The sequence below is a fragment of the Kineococcus siccus genome (assembly GCF_009906795.1).
GTDB classification, from domain to species: Bacteria; Actinomycetota; Actinomycetes; order Actinomycetales; family Kineococcaceae; genus Kineococcus; species Kineococcus siccus.
Map to the genome: position 1 here is coordinate 21,541 of NZ_JAAALN010000004.1, position 21,206 is coordinate 42,746.

The 21,206-nt window shown below is 72.6% G+C and carries 23 protein-coding genes; 11 read left to right on the forward strand and 12 right to left on the reverse strand.

The features are described 5' to 3' along the window. Positions 1-23: 23 nt before the first annotated feature. Genes GTR02_RS01355 through GTR02_RS22285 form a run of 6 tightly spaced genes read right to left on the reverse strand, consistent with a single transcriptional unit; the run spans position 24 to position 4,188 of the window. Complete coding sequence (locus GTR02_RS01355; RefSeq protein WP_338073499.1) at positions 24-1,148, reverse strand: sulfate/molybdate ABC transporter ATP-binding protein; 1,125 nt, start codon at positions 1,146-1,148, stop codon at positions 24-26. Then, entirely contained in the window at positions 1,145-1,957 is an 813-nt protein-coding gene (locus GTR02_RS01360) for an ABC transporter permease (RefSeq protein WP_166605674.1), read from the reverse strand. The genes GTR02_RS01355 and GTR02_RS01360 overlap by 4 nt, the downstream gene beginning before the upstream one ends. Next, on the reverse strand, positions 1,954-2,742 hold the full coding sequence (gene modA / locus GTR02_RS01365; protein WP_166605675.1) for a molybdate ABC transporter substrate-binding protein: 789 nt from the start codon (positions 2,740-2,742) through the stop codon (positions 1,954-1,956). The genes GTR02_RS01360 and modA overlap by 4 nt, the downstream gene beginning before the upstream one ends. Then, positions 2,739-3,149: a TOBE domain-containing protein gene (locus GTR02_RS01370; protein WP_166605676.1), complete on the reverse strand. Its 411-nt coding sequence runs from the start codon at positions 3,147-3,149 to the stop codon at positions 2,739-2,741. Before GTR02_RS01370 ends, modA begins: the two co-directional genes overlap by 4 nt. 59 nt (positions 3,150-3,208) lie before the next feature. Next, entirely contained in the window at positions 3,209-3,514 is a 306-nt protein-coding gene (locus GTR02_RS01375) for an AzlD domain-containing protein (protein WP_338073501.1), read from the reverse strand. Beyond that, positions 3,511-4,188, reverse strand: coding sequence for an AzlC family ABC transporter permease (locus GTR02_RS22285; protein WP_338073502.1), 678 nt, complete (start codon positions 4,186-4,188; stop codon positions 3,511-3,513). Before GTR02_RS22285 ends, GTR02_RS01375 begins: the two co-directional genes overlap by 4 nt. A gap of 174 nt (positions 4,189-4,362) precedes the next feature. Between GTR02_RS22285 and GTR02_RS22615 the strand changes: the two genes are divergently transcribed. The 3 genes from GTR02_RS22615 (at position 4,363) to GTR02_RS01390 (ending at position 7,170) form a co-directional block, all read left to right on the forward strand. Further along, entirely contained in the window at positions 4,363-5,115 is a 753-nt protein-coding gene (locus GTR02_RS22615; RefSeq protein WP_166605678.1) for a TIM barrel protein, read from the forward strand. Next, positions 5,112-6,242, forward strand: a complete 1,131-nt coding sequence (locus tag GTR02_RS01385; RefSeq protein ID WP_166605679.1) for a Gfo/Idh/MocA family oxidoreductase — start codon at positions 5,112-5,114, stop codon at positions 6,240-6,242. The genes GTR02_RS22615 and GTR02_RS01385 overlap by 4 nt, the downstream gene beginning before the upstream one ends. 196 nt (positions 6,243-6,438) lie before the next feature. Further along, positions 6,439-7,170, forward strand: coding sequence for a VTT domain-containing protein (locus tag GTR02_RS01390; RefSeq protein ID WP_166605680.1), 732 nt, complete (start codon positions 6,439-6,441; stop codon positions 7,168-7,170). Between the two features lie 37 nt (positions 7,171-7,207). Here GTR02_RS01390 and GTR02_RS01395 read toward each other — a convergent pair whose 3' ends face one another. Beyond that, entirely contained in the window at positions 7,208-7,837 is a 630-nt protein-coding gene (locus GTR02_RS01395; protein ID WP_166605681.1) for a TetR family transcriptional regulator, read from the reverse strand. 23 nt (positions 7,838-7,860) lie between these two features. On the opposite strand from GTR02_RS01395, the gene GTR02_RS01400 reads away from it, so the two are divergent. Continuing rightward, a complete protein-coding gene (locus GTR02_RS01400) occupies positions 7,861-8,688 on the forward strand; it encodes an SDR family NAD(P)-dependent oxidoreductase (protein WP_205708416.1) in 828 nt (275 codons plus the stop codon). A 266-nt stretch (positions 8,689-8,954) separates the two neighbouring features. Here the strand turns inward: GTR02_RS01400 and GTR02_RS01405 are convergent, their stop codons facing one another. Next, positions 8,955-9,260 carry a hypothetical protein gene (locus GTR02_RS01405; RefSeq protein WP_166605683.1) on the reverse strand — a complete coding sequence of 102 codons (306 nt, stop codon included), beginning with the start codon at positions 9,258-9,260 and terminating at the stop codon, positions 8,955-8,957. Between the two features lie 419 nt (positions 9,261-9,679). Here GTR02_RS01405 and GTR02_RS01410 point away from each other — a divergent pair, with 419 nt between their 5' ends. Further along, entirely contained in the window at positions 9,680-11,452 is a 1,773-nt protein-coding gene (locus GTR02_RS01410; protein WP_166605684.1) for a bifunctional metallophosphatase/5'-nucleotidase, read from the forward strand. Between the two features lie 726 nt (positions 11,453-12,178). On the opposite strand, the gene GTR02_RS01415 is transcribed toward GTR02_RS01410, so the two are convergent. Then, positions 12,179-12,892: a DUF2199 domain-containing protein gene (locus tag GTR02_RS01415; RefSeq protein WP_166605685.1), complete on the reverse strand. Its 714-nt coding sequence runs from the start codon at positions 12,890-12,892 to the stop codon at positions 12,179-12,181. Positions 12,893-13,054: 162 nt separating this feature from the next. Here GTR02_RS01415 and GTR02_RS01420 point away from each other — a divergent pair, with 162 nt between their 5' ends. After that, positions 13,055-13,438, forward strand: coding sequence for a hypothetical protein (locus GTR02_RS01420; protein ID WP_166605686.1), 384 nt, complete (start codon positions 13,055-13,057; stop codon positions 13,436-13,438). A gap of 79 nt (positions 13,439-13,517) precedes the next feature. On the opposite strand, the gene GTR02_RS01425 is transcribed toward GTR02_RS01420, so the two are convergent. Further along, on the reverse strand, positions 13,518-14,006 hold the full coding sequence (locus GTR02_RS01425) for a hypothetical protein (protein ID WP_166605687.1): 489 nt from the start codon (positions 14,004-14,006) through the stop codon (positions 13,518-13,520). 454 nt (positions 14,007-14,460) lie between these two features. On the opposite strand from GTR02_RS01425, the gene GTR02_RS24100 reads away from it, so the two are divergent. Together GTR02_RS24100 and GTR02_RS01435 are read left to right on the forward strand one after the other, a co-directional pair. After that, on the forward strand, positions 14,461-14,934 hold the full coding sequence (locus GTR02_RS24100; RefSeq protein ID WP_205708417.1) for a GNAT family N-acetyltransferase: 474 nt from the start codon (positions 14,461-14,463) through the stop codon (positions 14,932-14,934). Positions 14,935-15,038: 104 nt separating this feature from the next. Then, positions 15,039-16,490 (forward strand): IS1380 family transposase, encoded by a 1,452-nt coding sequence (locus GTR02_RS01435; protein WP_420814671.1) that lies wholly within the window; start codon positions 15,039-15,041, stop codon positions 16,488-16,490. Positions 16,491-16,876: 386 nt separating this feature from the next. Here GTR02_RS01435 and GTR02_RS01445 read toward each other — a convergent pair whose 3' ends face one another. Continuing rightward, on the reverse strand, positions 16,877-17,383 hold the full coding sequence (locus GTR02_RS01445; RefSeq protein WP_166605688.1) for a GNAT family N-acetyltransferase: 507 nt from the start codon (positions 17,381-17,383) through the stop codon (positions 16,877-16,879). Positions 17,384-17,596: 213 nt separating this feature from the next. On the opposite strand from GTR02_RS01445, the gene GTR02_RS01450 reads away from it, so the two are divergent. From GTR02_RS01450 to GTR02_RS01460, 3 genes are all read left to right on the forward strand, one after another. Beyond that, entirely contained in the window at positions 17,597-18,796 is a 1,200-nt protein-coding gene (locus GTR02_RS01450; RefSeq protein ID WP_166605689.1) for a hypothetical protein, read from the forward strand. Between the two features lie 108 nt (positions 18,797-18,904). Next, positions 18,905-19,135, forward strand: a complete 231-nt coding sequence (locus GTR02_RS01455) for a FitA-like ribbon-helix-helix domain-containing protein (protein ID WP_166605690.1) — start codon at positions 18,905-18,907, stop codon at positions 19,133-19,135. Further along, positions 19,122-19,514: a PIN domain-containing protein gene (locus tag GTR02_RS01460; protein ID WP_166605691.1), complete on the forward strand. Its 393-nt coding sequence runs from the start codon at positions 19,122-19,124 to the stop codon at positions 19,512-19,514. Before GTR02_RS01455 ends, GTR02_RS01460 begins: the two co-directional genes overlap by 14 nt. Positions 19,515-19,861: 347 nt before the next feature. Here GTR02_RS01460 and GTR02_RS01465 read toward each other — a convergent pair whose 3' ends face one another. Beyond that, the gene (locus GTR02_RS01465; protein ID WP_205708418.1) at positions 19,862-20,773 is read right to left on the reverse strand and encodes a PHP domain-containing protein; all 912 of its coding nucleotides are present in this window, start codon (positions 20,771-20,773) and stop codon (positions 19,862-19,864) included. Positions 20,774-21,206: the final 433 nt, after the last annotated feature.

A 21,206-nucleotide genomic window follows, 5' to 3' on the forward strand; every position in this document is an offset into this window, starting at 1 on the left:
CGACGTCCGCCGATCGTCGGACGTCACCGGGTTCCTCCGGCCCCTCCTCCCGCCCGGGGGGCGGGGCGGCCGACGGCGTGCACGGCCACCGCCGTGGCCTTCACGACGAGGTGCACGGGCGAGCCCGGGACGAGGTCGAGGTCCGCCACCGACGACGCCGTGACGTCGGCCAGCACCTCCTCACCACCGGGCCGCAGCCGGGCCCGCAGCCGGACGAGATCCCCGCGGGGGGCGAGCTCGTCGACGGCGGCGGCCCAGCGGTTGCGGGGGCTGCCGCCGGGGTCGTCGCGGTGGACGGCGACGGCGGCCGGGCTGAACGTGGCGACGGCCGCCGACCCGGGCGGGCAGTCGTCGTCGCGCAGCCCCGCCAGCAGCGTGCCGCCGCCGGTCCGCAGGCCGTCCGCCGTGGCCGTCCCCGCGAGCAGGACCAGCCCCGCGATGCGGGCCCCGAAGGCGCTGCGGGGCCGCGACAGCACGTCCGCCACGGCTCCCTCCTCCGCGACCCTGCCGCCGTCGAGCACGACGACGCGGTCGGCCAGGGCCAGCGCGTCCAGCAGGTCGTGCGTGACGAGGACGGCGCTGCGGCGCGGCGTGCCCCGCAGGACCTGCCGCAGGACGCGCCGCACCTCGGGCGCGGCCCCCACGTCGAGCGCCGCGAGCGGCTCGTCGAGGAGCAGCAGGCGAGGGTCCGCGGCGAGCGCGCGCGCCACCGCGACGCGCTGGGCCTGCCCGCCGGACACCTCGTGCGGCCGGCGGTGCGCCAGGTCCGTCGTGCCGGTGACGTCCAGCCAGTGGCGCGCGACGTCGCGCGCGGCCCGCCGCGAGGCCCCCGCGCTGCGCGACCCGAACGCCACGTTGGCCTCGACGCTCAGGTGCGGGAACAGCAGCGCGTCCTGCGCGAGCAGGGCGGTGCCGCGGCGGTGGGGGGCGACGAAGCGGCCGTCCTCGCCGGCGAGCACCTCCCCGTCCAGGACGATGCGGCCGCCCGTCGGCCGCAGCAGCCCCGCGAGCAGCGACAGCAGGGTCGACTTGCCGGACCCGTTGGGCCCCAGCACGGCGAGCACCTCCCCGGGGGCGAGGTGCACGTCGGCCACGAGGCCGCGCGGCGCGAACCGCAGCTGCGCGTCGAGCCCGCCCGGGCCCGTCACCGGGTGCCCGGCCCGGCGCCGCGACGGCCGTGGACGCCCACCACGACGACCGCCGCGACCACGACGAGGACGAGGGACAGGGCGACGGCGGCGTCGGGGTCGGTCTCGCGCTGCAGGTAGATCTCCAGCGGCAGCGTGCGGGTCACGCCCTGCAGGCTGCCCGCGACGGTGAGGGTCGCGCCGAACTCCCCCAGCGAGCGGGCGAACGCCAGCACCACCCCGGCCGCCAGCCCGGGCAGCACGAGCGGCAGCGTGACCCGCAGCAGCACGCGCGACGGCGCCGCGCCGAGCGACGCCGCGACGGCCTCGTAGCGCCGGCCCGCCGTGCGCAGGGCGCCCTCGACGCTCACGACGAGGAACGGCAGCGACACGAAGGTCTGCGCGAGGACGACCGCGGCCGTCGTGAACGCCACCCGGATCCCGAGCGCCTCGAGCGGTGGCCCGAGGACGCCCTGCCGCCCGACCGCGTAGAGCAGCGCCAGACCGCCGACGACGGGCGGCAGGACGAGCGGCAGCAGGACGACGGCGCGCAGCGCACGCAGCCCGGGCAGCGACGACCGCGCGAGCACGAGCGCCAGCGGGACGCCGAGCACGACGCACGCGACGGTGCTCGCCGTGGCGGTGCGCAGGCTGAGGCGCAGCGCGGCCACGGAGGACTCCGACGTCACCAGCGCGACGAAGTCCGGCCAGTCGACGCGCAGGACCACCGCGACCAGCGGCACCACGACGAGCAGCGCGCCCAGCGCGGCCGGCGCGAAGACCCACCGCGGGAGGGCGCTGCCCTCCGCGCCGCGGGGCGCGGACCTCACGAGCCCGGCGCGCCGAACCCCGCGGCGGCGAGGGTGGCCCGGCCCTCCGGGGAGGTCACGAAGTCCCGGAACGCCGCCGCGGCCCCGGGGTGGGCGGACCCCGACAGCGCGGCGACGGGGTAGGTGTTCACGGCGCCCGCGGACTCGGGGAACGTCACGCCCGTCACGGCGTCGCCCGCGCCCGCCACGTCGGTGGCGTACACGAGCCCCGCGTCGGCCTCCCCGGACGTGACCTTGCCCAGGACGTCGGTCACGGAGGACTCCTCGCTGACCGGCCGGAGGTCCACCCCGGCCGCGGCCTCGACCGTGGAAGCGGCTGCCCCGCATGGCACCTGCGGAGCGCAGACCACGACGTCGAGCCCCGGGCGCGCCAGGTCGGCGAGCGAGGTGATCCGCGCGGGGTTCCCCGGCGGGGTCGCGATCTCGAGGACGTTGGTCGCGAAGTCCACGGGGCGGCCGGCGGTCAGCTCCGCGACCTTCGCCATGTTCGCCTGGTCGGCCGAGGCGAACACGTCCGCGGGGGCGCCGGCGAGGACCTGCGAGGCCAGGTCGGAGGAGCCCGCGAAGCTGAACGTCACGCGGACGCCCGGGGTGCGCGCCTCGAACTGCTCGCCGAGCCGGGTGAAGGTCCCGGTCAGCGACGCCGCCGCGAAGACGGTGATCGTCACGGGCGCGGCCGACGGGGGCGCCGGGACGGAGGCCGCCGGGTCGCCCGAGCCGCCGCCGCACGCGGCGAGCAGGAGGGTGCCCACGAGCAGGCCCGCGGCGGCGGCCGGGCGCCTCACGCGCGGGCCCCGTCGGGCGTCTCGACGATGACGGTCGTCGCCTTGACGACGGCCACGGCGCGGCTGCCGGGCGCCAGGCCGAGCTCGGCGGCCGCCTCGCTGCTCATGAGGGACACGACGCGGTGCGGCCCGCACTGCATCTCGACCTGCGCCATGACGCCGTCCGCGACGACCCGCGTCACCAGCCCGACGAAGCGGTTGCGGGCCGAGCGGCCGACGCCGGAGGGGTCCGGGGCCGCGCCGGCCGCGTGCTCGACGGCGAAGACCGCCAGGTCGGCGCCGTCGACGACGAGTCGGCCCGCGTCGTCCTTCGCGGTGGGCAGCGCCCCCGCGTCGGTCCAGCGGCGGACGGTGTCGTCCGAGACGCCGAGCAGCTCGGCGGCCTCACGGATGCGGTAGGCGGGCACCACCGCACTGTAGCCCCGCACCTGCGGTCGCGGACCCGTTCGCGCAGGCGCACCTGCGGTCAGCCGATCCCCGCGGCTCGCAGTCCCGCGGCCGTCGCGGCCCCCAGCAGCACCACGACCACGAACGGCGCCCGCAGCAGCAGGGCGACGGCCGCGACCAGCAGCGCCGCCACGCGGGCGTCCAGCGCCGGCCCGGCGTCCCCGCCGACGGTCTGCACGACGACGAGCGCGGCCAGGCAGCCCGCGGTGACGAGGTCGGTGGTCCGCCCGACCCGCGGGTCCGCCAGGACGGCGGTCGGCAGCAGGTAGCCGGCGAGCTTCAGGAGCAGGCACGCGAGCGCCGACGCGACGAGCCAGCCCGTCACGGCGCGTCCCGCCGGGCCGGCCGGGTCCGCCACCAGCCGAGGGCCGCGGCCACCAGGGCCGCCGCGAGGACCGGGACCCCGGCCGGGGCCACGGGGAGCGTCAGGACGGCGACGAGGGCGGCGGCCGCCGCGACGGCGGCCGTCTCCCGGCGCCGCAGCCGCGGCCACAGCAGGGCGAGGAACGCGGCCGCGGCCGCCCCGTCGAGCCCCCACCGGCGCGGGTCGCCGAGGGCGTCGCCGAGCACGGCCCCGCCGAGGGTCGTCGCGTTCCAGCACACGAAGACCCCGAGGCCCGCGGCCCAGAACCCCCACCGCGCCTCGTCGGCGTCGTCCTGGGCGGCGGACACCGCGGCGGACTCGTCGATGGTCAGGTGCGCGGCGAGCAGGCGCCGCCAGCCCCGCGGCCGCAGCCGCGGCGCGAGCTGCAGGCCGTAGACGGCGTTGCGCAGGCCCAGCAGCGTGGCGGACGCGAACCCCGCGACGGGCGCACCCCCCGCGGCGAGGACACCCACGACCGCGAACTGCGAACCACCCGTGAACATCACGGCGCTGAGCAGGCAGGCCTGCCACACGCTCAGCCCGGCCGCCGTGGCCAGCGCGCCGAAGGAGATGCCGTAGAGGCCGGTGGCGACGCCGACCGAGAGGCCCTGCCGCACGGCGGGCGAGCGCAGCACGACGGCGAGGGTAGCGGCGGCGGGGGTGGCCGCGGTGAGGGCTGGTGGAGCGGCCCGCGGAGCCCCTACGGTTCACTTAACCGGTTCGGTGCCGACGACGGCGGACGTCGTGGGTGACACGATCGGGTCGGGGCGTCCACCGAGGGGCGCCCCGCAGCGGACCGAGAGGACGACGTGCTCGACAACGACAAGATCTCCGTGCAGCTCTACACGGTGCGGGAGGCGCTCGCCGCCGACCTGGACGGCACCCTCGCGCGGCTGGCCGCGATGGGCCTGCGCCAGGTGGAGCCCTTCGGCCTGACCGACGTGGCGGACGCGCTCGCGGCCGCGCTCCCCGCGCACGGGCTGACCGCGCCCAGCACCCACGCCCGCATCGTGGGCGGGGACGTCGACGCGGTCCTGGCGGCCGCGGCCAAGACCGGCACCACGCTCGTCATCGAGCCCCACGTGGACCGCTCCCGCTGGACCACCGAGGCCGACGTCGCCGCGATCGCCGCCGAGCTCAACGCGGCCGCCGCCAAGGCCGCCGACGCGGGCGTCACCATCGGCTACCACAACCACGAGTTCGAGCTCGAGCAGAAGATCGGCGGCCGCGCCGCGCTCGAGGTGCTCGCCGACCACCTCGACGCGTCGGTCGCGCTGGAGGTCGACACCTACTGGGCGGTCGTCGGCGGCGTGGACGTCCCCGAGCTGCTGGGCCGCCTCGGCTCGCGGGTCAAGGCCGTGCACCTCAAGGACGGCGACGGCACGCGCGACACCAAGAAGCAGGTGGCGCTCGGCGAGGGCGTCCTGGACATCCCCGCCATCCTGGCCGCCAGCAGCGGCGTCGAGCTGGGCGTCATCGAGCTGGACGACACCTCGGGCGACGTCTTCGAGGCCGTCGCGGGCGGCGTCCGCTACCTCACCGCCGCCGGGACCGGCGCGTGAGCGCCCCCGAGCCCCGCACGGGCCCCGTCGGCATCGGCGTCGTCGGCGCCGGCGTCATCAGCGACACGTACCTCGCGAACCTCACGTCCTTCCCCGACGTCGTCGTGCACGCGATCGGCGACCTGTTCCCGGCGGCGGCGAAGACCCGCGCCGAGCAGCACGGCATCGCCACGCACGGCGCGATCGACGCGGTGCTGGGGCACCCGGACGTCGAGATCGTCGTGAACCTGACGATCCCCGCCGCCCACGTCGAGGTGTCCTCGGCCGCCATCGCGGCGGGCAAGCACGTCTGGAGCGAGAAGCCGCTGACGCTGGACCGGGCGGGCGGCGAGACGCTGCTGCGCGAGGCCGAGGCGGCCGGCGTCCGGCTCGGCTGCGCGCCCGACACGTTCCTGGGCACGGGCCTGCAGACGGCGCTGAAGGCGATCGCGCGCGGTGACATCGGCACGCCGCTGTCGGCGCTGACCCTCATGCAGTCCCCCGGCCCCGAGTCCTGGCACCCGAACCCGGCGTTCCTGTTCCAGCACGGCGCCGGCCCGCTGTTCGACATCGGGCCGTACTACTGGACGACGCTGGTCCAGGCGTTCGGGCCCGTCGCCTCGGTCGCGGCCATCGCGTCGAAGGCGCAGGAGCGGCGGACCATCGGCTCGGGCCCGAAGGCGGGCGAGGTGTTCGACGTGACCGTCCCCACGCACGTCAACGCGATCGCGCAGTTCCAGGGCGGCCAGACCTCCCAGAGCATCTTCAGCTTCGACACCGCGGTGACGCGGACGCCGTTCCTGCAGATCAACGGCACCGAGGGCGTCCTCGAACTGCCCGACCCCAACATGTTCGACGGCGACCTCGTCCTGCTGCGACCGGGCGGGCACCGCTCGGAGCTGGTCACCACGACGACCAGCACGCGCGCGCAGTCCACGCGCGGCACGGGCGTCCTGGAGATGGCGCGCGCCATCCGCGAGGGCCGCCCGCACCGCGTGCAGGGGGCGCTCGCGCACCACGTCGTCGACATCCTCGTGTCGCTGGAGGAGGCCGGGGCGTCGAAGCAGTTCGTCGACGTCACGAGCACCGTCGAGGCCGCCCCGCCGCTGCCGGACGACTGGGACCCGACGGCCCGCACGGTCGACTGACCCCATCCACCCGCGGTGATCGTGCAGGTCCTTCCCTGCCCGGTCACCGCGGGTGCGGAGGTTCGGTGACGGCGGGTAGTTGATCGTGAACAACTGGTGGCGGGCCTCGGGCGACCGGACGACGCGGGGTCATCCTCTCGGTTGATCCTCGGTACGCAGCGTCTCCGGGTCGCCCGGGGAGACTTACGCTGGCAGGGTGCCCCTCCTCGCCGAGCTCTCGGCTGCCCTGCCCGCCGCTGCGCCCGCGCTCCTCCCGGAGTGGCTCGAACCCTCGACGCTGCTGCAGACGCTGGGCGGCTGGTCGCTGTGGGGAGCCGCGGCCATCGTCTTCGCCGAGTGCGGTCTGCTGATCGGCTTCTTCCTGCCGGGTGACTCGCTGCTCTTCACGGTGGGGCTCTTCACCCACCAGGGCCTGGTCCCGCACTCCCTGTGGTTCGTGTGCCTGGTCCTGTCGGCGTGCGCCCTCGCCGGCAACATCTGCGGCTACGAGATCGGCCGCAAGGCGGGGCCCGCCATCTTCGACCGGCCGAACTCCCGGATCCTGCGCCGCAGCCACGTCGAGAAGACGCAGCAGTTCTTCCTCGTCCACGGCCCCCGCGCGATCATCCTGGCGCGCTTCGTCCCCATCGTGCGGACCTTCATCACCGTCGCGGCGGGCGCGGGGAAGATGCCGCGCCGCACGTTCTTCCTGTTCTCCGCCATCGGCGCTGTCGCGTGGGGCACGGGCGTCACGGTCCTGGGCTACGTCCTGGGCGGCATCCCGCTGATCCGGGACAACATCGAGCTGGGACTGCTGCTGCTCGTCGTCCTGTCCGTCGTGCCCGTCGGCATCGAGGTGCTCCGCGGACGCGCCAAGCAGCGCCGCGGCCAGGCCACCCTGCCGGCGCAGGAGCGCTCCACGACCGTGCGGGACGACGTCCGCCCCTGACGTCCGCGTGCGGCGGCCTCACCCGACCCCGCCACGGTCACCCGGTGCGCAGGAGCGTCACGAGGGACCGGGTCACCACCTCGCGCGGGTCCGGCTCGTCCGAGGTGGCCCACCAGATCAGGGCGGCTGACACCGCCGCCAGGACGGCGTGCCCGACGCTGTGAGCGATCGCCGGGTCTGCGTTCCCGTCCTGGTGCGCCGTGACGAAGTCCGCGACGGCCTGCACCGCCGCGCCCTGCTCGACGAGCAGGTGGGCGTGCAGCGCGGGCGTGCTGCCGATCACCTCCAGTCGACGACGCAGCAGGTCGACGTCGTCGTCGGGGTAGCGCAGCGACCGCGGGAGGGTCTGCACGAGCGCCTCCCGCCAGCCCACCTCGGGCGCCACGTCCGCCAGGGCGGTCCGGACCGCGTCGGTGGCCTCCACCTCCCCGTCCCAGACGATGGCGTTCTTGGAGCGGTAGTAGCTGAAGAGGGTGCGCCGGGCGACCCCGGCGGCCCGGGCGACGTCGTCCATCGTGGTCGCCTCGAACCCCCGCTCGGCGAACAGCCGCAGCGCTGCGGAGGCGATCGCGGCGGCCGACGTCGCCGGCGGCCGGCCCGGGGCGCGTCCGGTCGGGGGACGGTCCTCCCCCGTTTGATGCACCGAGTGCTTCAATGGCCCCACCATTTCCGATCGTCGAGGAGGACGTCGTGTCCACCACCCCCACCGCCAGCGCCGCTGCGACTCCGGAGTTCCCGGAGCAGTCTGCCGCGCCGGGCTCACCCGCTCACCTCCCCGGCCGCTTCGCGGGCCGGACGGCCGTCGTCACCGGCGCCGGCTCCGGCATCGGGCGCGCCACCGCGCTCCGCCTGGCCCGGGAGGGTGCGCGGGTCGTCGCCGCCGACGTCGTCGCCGACCGCCTCGACGCCCTGGTCGCCGCGCACCCCGACCTGCCCCTGGTCCCCGTCGTGGGCGACATCACCGGGGAGGACGGCGTGCGGGCCGTCGTCGAGGCCGCCGAGGGCCGGGTCGACGCCCTGGCCAACGTCGCCGGGATCATGGACGCCTTCCTGCCGCCCGCCGAGGTGGACGACGCCACCTGGGACCGGGTGCTCGCCGTGAACCTCACGGCCCCCATGCGCCTGATCCGGGCGGTACTGCCGCTCATGCTGCAGGCCGGCGGGGGCGCCATCGTCAACGTGTCGTCCGAGGCCTCGCTGCGCGCCTCCGCCTCGGGGGTGGCCTACACCGCGTCCAAGCACGCGGTGAACGGCCTGACCAAGAGCGTCGCCGTCTTCTACGGCGGGCAGGGCATCCGGGCCAACGCCGTCGCCCCGGGCGCGGTCGCCACGAACATCGAGGCACCGATGCGGTCCGAGCACGCCGCGCGGGTCGTCGGCCCGATCATGCAGGCGACCGTGCCCGCCCCCGCCACCGCGGACCAGCTCGCGGCCAGCATCACCTGGTTGCTGAGCGACGACGCCGCCAACGTCAACGGCGTCGTCCTGCCCTCCGACGGCGGCTGGTCCGCCATCTGACGGGTGGTGGTCAGGCGCTCCCGGCGTCGGCGATGAGCCAGGGTTCCGCACCGCTGTCCCGGATGGCGGCGGAGGACGCCTGACGTCTGGCGGAGGCGCTGCAGGCGGTCCGGAGGGGCGAGGGGCCACGCTGATCCGCTGACCCGGCCAGGTGTCGTCCGTCCAGCGGCACCGGTCACGGGTCTCCTGCCGGCGCTCCGCCTGCCGTCATCGACCTCGTCGTCGACGACCTGCTGAGCTCGATTCGTGGCGGGCGCCCCCGTCCGTCAGCCAGCAGCCGACGCAGGGACGCCAGGTGTTCCCCCGTCACCGAGCGAGGGGTCCTCGCCGTACAGGCGCAGCAGACCTCGCGCACCACCATCGCCGGCTTCGGCGTAGACGACGAAGACGCGTCCCTCCGCGTGGTGGTGCGCCCACGTCAAGACCTCGCCGACGTCGTCGGCGTGGGTGATCCGCCGCTCGTCGCAGGCCTGGGCAGCGCTCGGCCCCGGGAGGCCCCAGAAGTAGACGCGGTAGACCGGCTGCACGATCTCCCAGCTGATGTCGCGGGGATCTACGCCGTGGACGTCCACCTCACCATGGTGGCAGGGGGCACGCTCGCCCGAGGCAGGACGTCCGGCACGCCGTCGGCCGCACGACGGCGCGCACAGGCCGCCGCAGCCTGGCGTCCGCGACGTCAGCGGCTGCTCCACGAGCAGCTGCGCGCCCCTGACCATCGTGGCGGACCTGGCCGGGGCTCGCGTCGCCACCCGGCACGTCCACGGCCGGAACGACCGCGACGACACCGCAGTGGGCGGACCGTCGCGGCGATCAAGGCGTCACGTCAGCCGAGCAACGACAGCAGGTACCGCGGGAAGGGATCAATCCCCCTGCTGCTCGTCCGGCGTTCACTCGCGAGCGGCGGCAGCTCCGCACGAGGCACGATGATGTCCTCACAGCGTCCTCACCGGCCGTTGCCAGCCACCCTCACACCTCTCCAGGAGCCGTTGTGATGACCTCCCCCTTGCGCCGCCTGGCTCTGGCCGGCGTCGTGACCTTGGCCGCCGGCGCCTTGACGGCCGCCGCGGACCCCGATCCCAGCACCGCCGGTCGCAGCAGCGGTGGGTCGAAGTCGGTGCAGGTCCAGCTGCTCGCCCTCAACGACTTCCACGGCAACCTCGAAGCACCCACCGGTTCCGGGGGTCGCATCCAGACCGGGGTCAACCCCGACGGCAGCGCCGTGAACGTCGACGCGGGGGGTGTGGAGTACCTGTCGACCCAGCTGCGTCAGCTCGCTGCCGAGCAGAAGAAGCAGAACACCATCACCGTGGCCGCCGGGGACCTCATCGGTGCCTCACCGCTGCTGTCGGCCGCCTTCCACGACGAGCCGAGCATCGAGGCCCTGGGCCTGGCCGGCCTGGACTACGCCAGCGTCGGCAACCACGAGTTCGACGAGGGTGCTGATGAGCTGCTGCGCATCCAGAACGGCGGCTGTCACCCCGTCGACGGCTGCGCCGACGGCACCCCCTACGACGGCGCGGACTTCCAGTACCTCTCGGCCAACGCCTTCGTCACCGAGACCGGGGAGCCGCTGCTGGCCCCCTACGCCATCCACAAGGTGCAAGGCGTCGAGGTCGGCTTCATCGGCATGACCCTGGAAGGCACCGAGGACATCGTCAGCCAGCAGGGCGTGGCCGGTCTCGACTTCGCCGACGAGGTCGAGACCGCGAACCGCTACGCGGCCGAACTGCGCGGCCAGGGTGTGGAGTCCATCGTGGTGCTGCTGCACCAAGGTGGTCAGCAGAGCGGACCCGACGCCTGGGACGTCAACGGCTGCAACGGGTTGACCGGACCGATCGTGGACATCGCGAACGGGATGAGCGACGCCGTCGACGTCGTCGTCAGCGGGCACACCCACCAGGCCTACAACTGCGTGATCGACGGCAAGCTCGTCACCAGTGCCAGCTCCGCCGGCCGCCTGGTCACCGACATCGACCTGACCATCGACCGGCGCAGCGGCGACGTCACCTCGGCGGCGGCGGACAACGTCGTGGTCACCCGCGACGTCCCCGAGGACCCCACGCAGAGCGCGCTGATCGAGCGCTACCGCACCGCACTCGGCCCGATCGCCACCGAGCAGGTCGGCGTCGCCGCCCAGGACCTGACCCGCACCCAGGAGCAGCTGTTCCCCAGCGGCACCTCTTCCACCGGCGCCCCGCTGTTCGCCCTGGGCGAGTCGGCACTGGGCAACGTCATCGCCGATGCCCAGCTCGCCGCCACCGACGACGAGACCGGCGCCGTGGCGGCACTGATGAACCCCGGTGGGGTCCGCGCCGACGTGGCCGTCGGCCCGGTGACCTACGAAGAAGCGTTCACCGTGCAGCCCTTCGCCAACAACCTCGTCACCCTCGACGTCACCGGCGCTCAGCTGCAGTGCCTGCTCGAGCAGCAGTTCCAGGTGGGGCGGACCCTCTACCCCTCGGCCACCCTCACCTACACCGTCGACGCCACCGGCACGAGCGCTGCGACCGGCACCGACCCGTGCACCGGCAGCCGGGTGATCGACCAGAGCGTTGCCATCGCCGGGCAGCCGGTCACCCCTGACGCCACCTACCGCATCACCGTGAACAACTTCCTGGCCGGCGGTGGTGACGGGTTCAGCGTCCTGACCGGAGCCACCGGCGCGGTGACCGGACCCATCGACCTCGACGCCTTCACCGCCTACCTGGGCGCCACGTCCCCGGTCAGCGCCCCCGCACTGGAGCGCATCAGCGTCCAGAACTGATCACCGCACGAGCTCCGGCTCGTCGACGGTGGACCTGGTGGCCGGGCGCAGACGGTTGCGCCCGGCCATCCTCGATCCTCCCTGTCCACGTCCAGGGTGAACGGTGAGCCTCTTGGCCCTTGATGGTCGAGTCATGGCACCGAGCGTGCGACGCGCGGTCGGGCCGCGCTGCGAGCCGTGCCCGGTCGTGAGGCGATCTACCTCACCCACAGCCCCGACGTGCCACCGTGCCGGGTGGTCGCCCCGCAACACAGGGGAAGGCACCGGGGTGCGGTCGGCGACCACGTCGCATGGTGCGGGACCTGCGGCAGGTCGTGGGCCCGTCCGGCTCGCCAGTCCGGCGCCGGCCATCGATGGTGACTTCACCGCCCGAGGCAGCGCGCACGAGATCGCGCTCGTGATCGACCGACGGCCAGAACGAGAACTCGACACACCCACCCGGGGTGGACGATGCGGCGGTCCGCCTGCCTTCTGCATGAGCCGCGTCAGCCACCGTCAGCCCACGCCGCACGCCGATCGAGCACTGTCAGCTGTGCAGGACTGCGGAGGACAGTCAGCAGCACCTGCGCGGCCGAGTCGGGGCGGTCAGGCATGCCGTTCCGCAGGGCGGACGAGTTAGTGTCCCCGACTCCCTGTGCGACGACTGGATCCCGTGAGGGCGTCGAGATCGACGAGGACGTCGGATCCACGGCGGTTGGAGTCACGTGCGTGCGGCCGGCACGGCCATCAGACGTGCAGAGCCGCCGGCCAGACCTCGGCAAGCAGCCTGTTGAGCATCGGATCGTTGCTGTCGTCCAGGTACGGCGTCTGGTCCGGATCGCGGACGACGGCAACGCCTCGTGCATCCAGCGCTTGCCCCGGCGGGATGTCGTTGGCCAGGCGACCTTCTAGGCGCAGCTGGGAGTACTGCGGGCCAGTCCAGGCCAGAAAGGCTCGGTGCATGTCATGGAGTTCGACGCGGAACCACACGCTGTAGGTGATGGTGCTCAGGTCATCGAGCCGGATCGGCAACAGCACGCGCACGAAGGCCGCCTCTGACGTCTGCATCATCACTGATGACTCCACCGTGTCGTGGCTCAACCACAACTCCTCGATCCTCAAACCGTGCTGAGCGGCCTCGAGAAGCGCGTCGGGCCACGAGAAGCGCACGTGACGGTCCGTCGCTGAGGCTGGCCGCCCGCACAGCTGGCAGGCTTCGCCGTCCACGTGGTCGTGATCCCAAGACACGAACTCAGGATCACAGCCCTCGGTAGGTGCACGCAGGCGAACGGCAGTTGCCAGGCCACGATGGCGGTGCGGGCCGTCGATGTCACCGTCGACGGCCAGGAGGTGCAGGCCCAGCGGTACCGTCATGACGGGAACGAGTGGTGGGTTGTCGGCGCCGATCTGCGCGACCTGGGTGTCTGCGTGGTGAGCCACGGTTGGCAGGTGGCGGACCACGGGCTCGTCGCTCTCGCCCCTGACCTTTCGGGCTGCACCGCGAGGCCACCTCACCTCCGAGTCGGCGACGCCTGAGCAGCCGCCTGAGGATGCGCTCGGTCATCCCTCCGCCGAGTTCCGCAAGTCCTGGCCACCCTCGCCCCCGGCGGTCATCCTGATCGCATGCCCGAGCTCAGCGGTCCGCCCTACCAGGACTACCTGCCACCAGAGCTGCGGGCCCAGACCGCCGAAGACCGTGCCCGACTCCTGGAACAGGCGAGCCGACCCGACACGTACCCGCCACCCCGGCCCGGGCACGGCACCGTGTGGGTCACGCCACCCCACGACGACGACGTCTGGAGCGGTAGCTGGCAGGACGGCGGCAACCGCATGAGCGAGGTCGCGGGCTCCTACCGCCAGGTCCGCGACTGGGTCGAGAACCAGCCGGCGGCGACCAAGGTCATCTTCATCGCCTCCCTCGGTGATCACGCCGAGATCGACGACGACGCCTGGGAGCGAGCTCGCCGGCGTGGCTCGGGCCCGACTCCCATCCGCTTCGACGGGTGATCGTGATCTGATGACGACACCGTCATCACGCTTCTCGACCGATGACGGACGACGCCCTGCGGCCGAACACCTTCTCCTCTCAGGGCTGACGCAGCCGTGCGAGGGCGACGGTCAAGCGCTGCACACCCTCATCCGGCATCCCCCGCAGCGACCGCCGACGCAGATGCCCTTCCAGCGGCAACCGGATCGAGGGCTCGTCGTCCCAACGTCCCCGGACCTTCACGTCCGCCACCTCGGACCACGCCACCAGCGGCCCGAACCGCACAAAGGTGCGCAACCGCACACCGTGTCCCAGCAACGCGATGGCGGGGGGCCGGAACACGAGCAGGCCCACGAGGACGGCACCGAAGAGGGCAGGAACCAAGTCCACCACGACCTCGGCGACCACAGGCCAGTCGTCGAGGATCCGAGGGATGGAAGAGCCGGTGACGGCGACGAAGCAGCCGATGACCACTCGCCGGAGACTGCTCGACGTCTGGAGGACGTAGATCGGCTTCAGCCCGCTCAAGTCCAGCCCAGGAGCGGATGACTCGTGGCTGAGGGCAGGTTCTCGGTGATCGTCGCGCACTCCAACACTCTGCCACCGAGCCGACCGGCTGAAGGGTCGCCGAGAGCGCAGCAGTGCGAGACCCCAGCGCCCACCACAGCACCACACGAGCAGCTCTCACCCCAGCCACCGCTGAGCAGCCCGCCGCCAGCGGTGACGACGTCGACGAGCGAGTCTGTTGTCGCGCCAAGCTAGAGATCACATCGCAGACGTCCTCAGCGAAGTCCTGATCGTGACCTGGCCACGGATCGAGGACCTACCTGGCGATGACGTCGGCGCCGCACCTGGCTCTGCACGCCTGCCCGCAACACTCTGGCCAACCATCACTTCAGCCGCCGCGCCGACAACCCGACCGCGCGTGACCTGCCCGGTGGGTGTTGTCGCGGTCACGTCGATCTGCGTGACGTCGACAAGCACGCCCGAACCCGACCGCAGGGAAGCCAACGCGCGTGCCCGGGCCTGTCACCATCCCCTTGTGCCTTTCCCCCACACCCCCACGAGCACCTTGCAGCGCCGTGTGCGGATCGTTCACCTGACCGGACCCACCTTCGACGCCCTGGCTGCCGGCGACCTGTCCACGGCCAACACCACCAGCCCCGTGCCGATGAGCGACTACTTCGCTGGCCTGGACTGGCGCAGCGTGTGGCGCATGCGCACCGAGCAGGTCCGCCAGGACCCCGACGACGCCGCCTGGGTCACCGGCGTCATCTGGGATGACGACCGACAGCTCGCCGTGGGCCGCGCCGGCTACCACGGCCCACCGGACGCCGAAGGCATGGTGGAGATCGGTTACGCCGTCGACCCCGCCCACCGCCGCCGCGGCTATGCCCGCGCCGCACTGGAGGCACTGCTGCAACGCGCCCGCGATGAAGTGGCCGTCCGCACGATCCGGGTCACCATCAGCCCCGACAACACCGCTTCCTACGCCCTAGCCCGGATCTTCCAGTAACCCCTCGTCACTGAGGGCGCCGAACGCACGGAAGTGCCTGTCTCGCATGGGATCATGGGCTTGTCTAAGGTCCGTATCCGCCACACGTGAGAGGCACTCCGCAGGTGCACAGTACAAGACCGTCCGTCGCCTCGACCAGCCAGCTGCCGAGGGTTACCGTGGCCACGGGTGGGGTCGGGGTCGTCTCCCACGCCGGGTCACGGCTGCTGGCCGACGTGGCCGCGGTGACCGGTCTGAGTGGCGGCTTCAGTGACGTCCTGGCCGAGACCCGGACCCGGCGGGCCGGTCACGACCCGGGCCGGGTCCTGAGCGATCTCGCGGTCCTGCTCGCCGAGGGCGGGGAAGCGATCAGCGACCTCGCGGTCCTGCGTCAGCAGCCGCAGCTGTTCGGGGCGGTGGCCTCGACCCCCACGGCGTGGCGGGTCCTGGACTCCATCGGGTCCGCCCGCCTCGCCGGCCTGCGGACGGCGCGGGCCGCCGCGCGGGAGCGGGCCTGGTTGGCGCGGGCCGAGCTGGGCCGGCACCTGCCCGTCATGCGCGCTGGAGGCCGGGAGTGGGCAGGGCTGGTGATCGACCTCGACGCGACCCTGGTGACGGCACACTCGGAGAAGGAGGGTGCGGCGGCCACGTTCAAGGGCGGCTTCGGCTACCACCCGTTGCTGGCGTTTCTGGATAACACCAACGAGGCCCTGGCCGGAGTCCTGCGTGCGGGCAACGCCGGTTCGAACACCACCGCCGACCACATCGAGGTCAGCGACCTCGCGCTCGCGCAGATCCCCGACGACATCCGGTACGGCACCCCGATCCTGATCCGTGCGGACGGGGCCGGCGCCACGAAGGGTTGGTTGCAGCACCTGCACGTCCTGCGCGGCAACGACAACCGCACCGGACTCGTTACCGGGTTGGATGTGGAGTTCTCCGTCGGGTTCACCATGACCGCTGCCGTTCAAGACGCCATCCGGGCCCTGCCCAAGACGGCGTGGGTGCCGGCCGTGCAGGTCGACGGATCGCTGCGCGAGGGAGCGGACGTCGCCGAGCTCACCGGGCTGCTGCCGGAGCTGACCGCGTCCGGCTGGCCACCCGGGATGCGAGTCCTGGTCCGTCGAGAGCGACCGCACCCGGGCGCGCAGCTGACCTTCACCGATGTCGACGGGTGGCGGTTCCAGACCTTCGCCACCAGCACGGCGGTGGGGCAGCTCGCGCAGCTCGAAGCCCGTCACCGCGCCCATGCGAGGGTTGAAGACCGCATCCGCACCGGCAAGGACACCGGCTTCGGCCGGTTCCCGTCGCGGATGTTCGCGATCAACGCGGCCTGGTTGGAGTTGGCCCTGGCCGGGATCGACCTGCTCGCCTGGACCCAGACGATGCTCCTGGACGGTGACCTCGCCATCTGCGAACCGAAGGCGTTGCGTTACCGGCTGCTGCACACCGCTGCCCGCATCACCCGCAACGGGCGACGGGCGGTCGTGAAGATCGCCGCCGGCTGGCCCTGGGCGCGAGACCTCGTCGCCGCGTTCACCCGCCTTGCGCTGATCCCGCCACCGCTGCGGACCTGACCCAGGCGAGCAGACGACCACCCTCATCAGGACCCGCAGTGGACACCCCGGATGCGACGCCGGCTCCGCCGGCGACCCCACCCAGCCGGTCCAACCCGGGGGCCGGGGAGCCCACCCCTCAGACCATGATCAAAGCCGTTGGTGAAACGCCAGGGCTAGTGGTCCAGTACGGGTTCACCGCGGTCGGTGAGCAGTGGGATGACGAAGACGGCCTGGAGGTCATCTACGAGATCGGCGCCGACCCCGCCCGCTGACCACTGACTTCCAGCCCCACCTCTCAGCCGAGACACCACGCGCCCGCGACCGCAGCCGGTCGACGACTTCACGGTCTTGCCGATCCGCACGAGGTCCCGGGCCCGCTCCGAGACGCAGCTGAGAGCCGGGCACTACTCAGGAGCGAGGTAGATCCGCACTCGGTGACGATGACCGTCTGGAGCCAGCCAGTCAGCATCGCGCCGGATCACCAACCGCCACCCCAACCGCTCGTACAGGTCGACCGCCGGCGCGCCGTCGTCAACCACGTCGAGCATGGGCTGCAGCCCCCGCTGCTCACTCCAGCGCTGAACCCGAGCAAGCAGCGCAGCACCGAGGCCGAGACCGCGGCCCCGCGCAGCCGGAGACACGAACAAGCGCGAGACGCTGACCAGACGCTCGACCGGGACCCCGGCCAGTGCAGCCACCACCGGGTCATCGACGTCACCCACCACGCAGACGTGTCCCAGCACGGTCTCGTCGTCGTCGAGCCCCACCCACGCAGCAGCCAGTCCGGCAGGACTGAGCCAGCCGGCGGGATCGTGCGGCCAGCACGTCGGGTACCCGTCGGCGACGTGCACCGCCTGGAGTGCGTCGACGCAAGTGGGCAAGTCCTCGGCGGCACGCTCACGAACGATCACCAGACCAGGATGATGGACGCCCCGATGCGGTGCCCCCGGCTGTCGACTTCACGCACATGCCGACGAGCGCGCGGTGGGCTGCCCCCGAGCTGGCGTTCACGGCAGGAGAGGCTGCCGTGGTGTAGCGCTTCAGGCGGTCGCCGGACGAGACCCACGTCTGCGTGCGATGGTCGAGAAGGAGGCGCGAGGGCGCCTGCACCGCCTGCTCACCTCGTGACGGAGATCGCCGACATGACGCTCGTGCGCCTGCAGCTGACCCACCTGCAGTGCCTCATCATCGACGGGACCCTTGACAACGAAGCCGACACGCAGCGAGTACACGGCAATGACCGAGCCGCCGACTGGGCCGCGGAGATCCGCGTGGCCATCGCCCCGCAGCTACGTCCGCATCACGTCGACCCGACGCTCACGACGGCCCCTGACCAGCGGATGCACCTCGAGCTTCAGCAGGAACACTGGAGCTTCGTCCGCGCGGTGCTGCACAAGTGGTCCGCCTACGCCCGGACACCCGAGGACATCACCGTGCGGCACGAACTCCTGCAACGACTCGAGCAGGAGCTTCCGGGCTTGGCGGAGCTGCCCGCGGATGTCCTGCAGCCCGCTGTTGCAGAGGCTTTCGAGGAAGAGCTGTCCGATGAGGAGGCAATCGCTCGACTCAAGGCGTCGCACGAGCTTCGGGTGGAGTCCGAAGAGTTCAGCTCGTACGCGGACGACATCGACGAGCAGCCGTCCTCTCCAGCAGGACCGGCCACTGGCTCCGTCTTGATCGGCTACGCCGACGATGGGCCGGGCGAGTCCGCTGCTGATGCCCTTGGAGCGTTGCAGGCCTGGGTGCTGACCGAAGACGCTTACGAACGCGGCGGAGTGCCTGACGAGGTGCTCTCCTACCTGCAGGACCACATCGGTCGCCTCCTGGGTCCGCACGCCGTGTTCGCCGCTGGTGACCACCTGCGTCAGCACGTCGAGGCTGGCGGGAGCCTGACCGACCTGGCCCGGGACCGTACCGCTCTACGGGACCTGTTGGAGGTGATCGAGGGCAGGCGGCGCCGCGGGTTCGAGCTGGAGTGGCGCGCGGAACGCTCAGTGGACCAGGACGGGTCATGGCGTCCGGAGGCGTTGCTGGTGATGGCCGAGCACTGCGTCGAGGACCCGGTCTGGGACCGACCACGCGGCACCGGCGAGCTCGTACCACTGCTCGAGCTCGGGGTCGCGGAGTCGCTGGTGCACCGCTTGCGGGCGTGGAACGAGAGCTGGGAACGCTCAGCTCTGGACGATGACTGGTCGGGCTCTGGGGCGCAGGCTGCGTGGGTGCAGCAGGGCTTGCTCCTGGCGCAGGAGCTGCAGCGGGAGCTGCCGGAGGTGGACGTCCGCTACTTCCACGCCGACGACGACCGCCCGTTGCGCAGCTTCTGACTCCCCGCGACGCCCTCGCGGTCATCCCGCGACCAGGGGCGCCGGCGACGTCCTCACGCCGATGACCACTCGATTGCACATCGGCGCCAGTAGCGCCACAATGGCGCCATGCCCAGCGTGCAGATCAAGGACGTTCCCGACGAGACGCACACCGTCCTGCGCCGCCGCGCCGCCCTGGCCCACCAGTCCCTGCAGGAGTACCTCCTCACCAAGCTCATCGAGGAGGCCAACACGCCCTCCCTCGAGGAGGTGCTCGAACGAGCCGGCGGACGAGCCGGCGGCACCCTGTCCTTCCGCGACGCCGTGACGGCGGTGCACGACGACCGTGATCGTCGTTGACGCGAGCGTCCTGGCCCCCGCCCTGGCCGATGACGGACCCGACGGGGACCGAGCCCGGGACCGGCTGCGCGGCGAGGTGCTCACGGCCCCAGAGGTCATCGACCTCGAAGTGGCCTCAGTCCTGCGACGAGCAGCGATCGGCGGTCGTCTGCCTGGGCGCCGCGCCGACCTGGCGATGGGCGACCTCGTCGATCTGCCTCTGCGCCGGGCCGCTCACCGACCCTTGCTGCGTCGTTGTTGGGAACTGCGCCACACCGCCACCAGCTACGACGCCGCCTACGTAGCACTGGCCGAGATCCTGAACATCGTCCTGGTCACCGCCGACGCCCGCCTGTCCCGTGCGCCGGGCATCACCTGCGAGGTGGAAGTTCTGCAGTGAGACTCCACGGTCATCCCCCGTCCGCGCGCGATCGTGGAGTGCTCGCGACACCCGGTCGTGTCGAGAAGTGCGAGACCACGGCGGTCACTGCCTCAGTAGGCTCCGAGCATGTCCGGGAGCAGTGCGTGGGCAATCATCGTGGGACTGAGCGCCGTGGCAGGCCTGGTCGCCTAGCTGAAGTCGCTGTTCCGGCCACGCAGGCGGTGAGGTCGCACCCTCAGTCATCGACCGTGCTGCGAGGCGCCAGCGTCTCGACGCGCGCACAGCGGCAGTGCGCGCGACCTCACGGTCATCCCGCCGTCCGCGCGCCTGCGCCGAAGGCACTGGGGCGCGCGGTTCGATGACCGTCAGGTCCCGAGCAGCCAGGCGGCGCCTGGGTGGGTGTCCGGCTCGAACCCCTCAGCCGCGGCGAGACGGCCGGCTGCGGCCAGACCGTCACCGACCAGGTCGGGGCGGTGGGCGTCGCTGCCGAAGGTGACCAGCCGCCCGCCCTCCTGCCGCCACCACTGCACGATCACCGCCTCCAGTGGCCGGCGCGTGTTGATCTCCAACGCCCGTTCCCCCTCGGCCAGTGCCCGCAGCGCCGCCCGCAGCTCGTCCTCGTAGTCGAGAGGATCGAAGGGGGCCGCGTCCTGCGGCCAGCTGCGCACTGGGTAGTCGATGTGCGCGAAAGCGGTGAACGCCTCAGACCCGGTCACCATCCGGGGGATCTCGGCGAGGTAGGCGCGGAAGACGTCGGCCGCAGGGTGGTGCGGGTACAGCTCCCACGGCTCGGCGAACTCGGCCCCATCGGGCAGGCAGTGCAGGGAGCCCAGCACCCGCTCGAACGAACCACGGGCCATCAGGTCGGCCACCTGATCGGCGTGCCGGTGCGGCTGGCCCACTTCCATGCCGGCCAGGATCGTCAGCTCGGGATAGGTGGCGCGGCACCGCTCGATGCACTCGAAGTACCCGTCCACGTCCAGCTGCTGCGCGGTCAAGATTCCGTCGTCGTCGACGAGGTCGGGGTAGTCGGGAGCCAGGAAGCCGGCGCGGAACGGGGTGAAGTCGACGTGCTCGGTGAAGGAGACCGCCGGCAGTCCTACGGCGACCGCGCGGGCGCAGGTGTCGGCCATCGCGCCGACGTCGCGGGCGTCCCAGGACCACTGGCTGTGTACGTGACCGTCAGGAGGAAGGTCCATCGGCTGCAGTGTGCCCCCATCGTTGATGAGCCGCCTCTCTGGCGTGTGGATGTCGCCTCTGCGAGCCTGCCTGGTCATGACAGAGCCGTCGACTACGCCAGATGCCACTGTCCCTGCGAGCGGGCCACTGCCATCCGATGATCACACGCACAGCCAATTCTCCTGGGACTCCGCCCACGGCAACATGGAAGCCAGCTGCCAGCACGCCCTTACCGCCGGCTTGCCGGCCATCTCCTTCACCGAGCACGTCGACTTCACCCGCTGGAACGCCCCACCCGGTGGCTGGGCCTGGAACGAAGGGATCCGCGGCAGTGTCCCAGGCCGTCGCGACGATCGGCTTCCGACCCAACTCAGGACCCGACAGCCTTCTGGGGACGGGCGTAGACAGCCGCGTCAACTTCACCGTCATCCCGCGTCGTGTGCGCCCGTCCCCGATCGACCGCGCGCTCTCGTCGGGAAGCGGAGTGAGATCGACGACTGCTGGTCAGCCGAGCGACGACATGGTCTCGGT

Coding starts and splice junctions, on each gene's coding strand:
- GTR02_RS01395 (WP_166605681.1), bottom strand. CDS start 7,837: ATGGTGGGGCCATTGAAGCACTCGGTGCATCAAACGGGGGAGGACCGT.
- GTR02_RS01410 (WP_166605684.1), top strand. CDS start 9,680: ATGACCTCCCCCTTGCGCCGCCTGGCTCTGGCCGGCGTCGTGACCTTG.
- GTR02_RS01420 (WP_166605686.1), top strand. CDS start 13,055: ATGCCCGAGCTCAGCGGTCCGCCCTACCAGGACTACCTGCCACCAGAG.
- GTR02_RS01455 (WP_166605690.1), top strand. CDS start 18,905: ATGCCCAGCGTGCAGATCAAGGACGTTCCCGACGAGACGCACACCGTC.
- GTR02_RS01465 (WP_205708418.1), bottom strand. CDS start 20,773: ATGACCAGGCAGGCTCGCAGAGGCGACATCCACACGCCAGAGAGGCGG.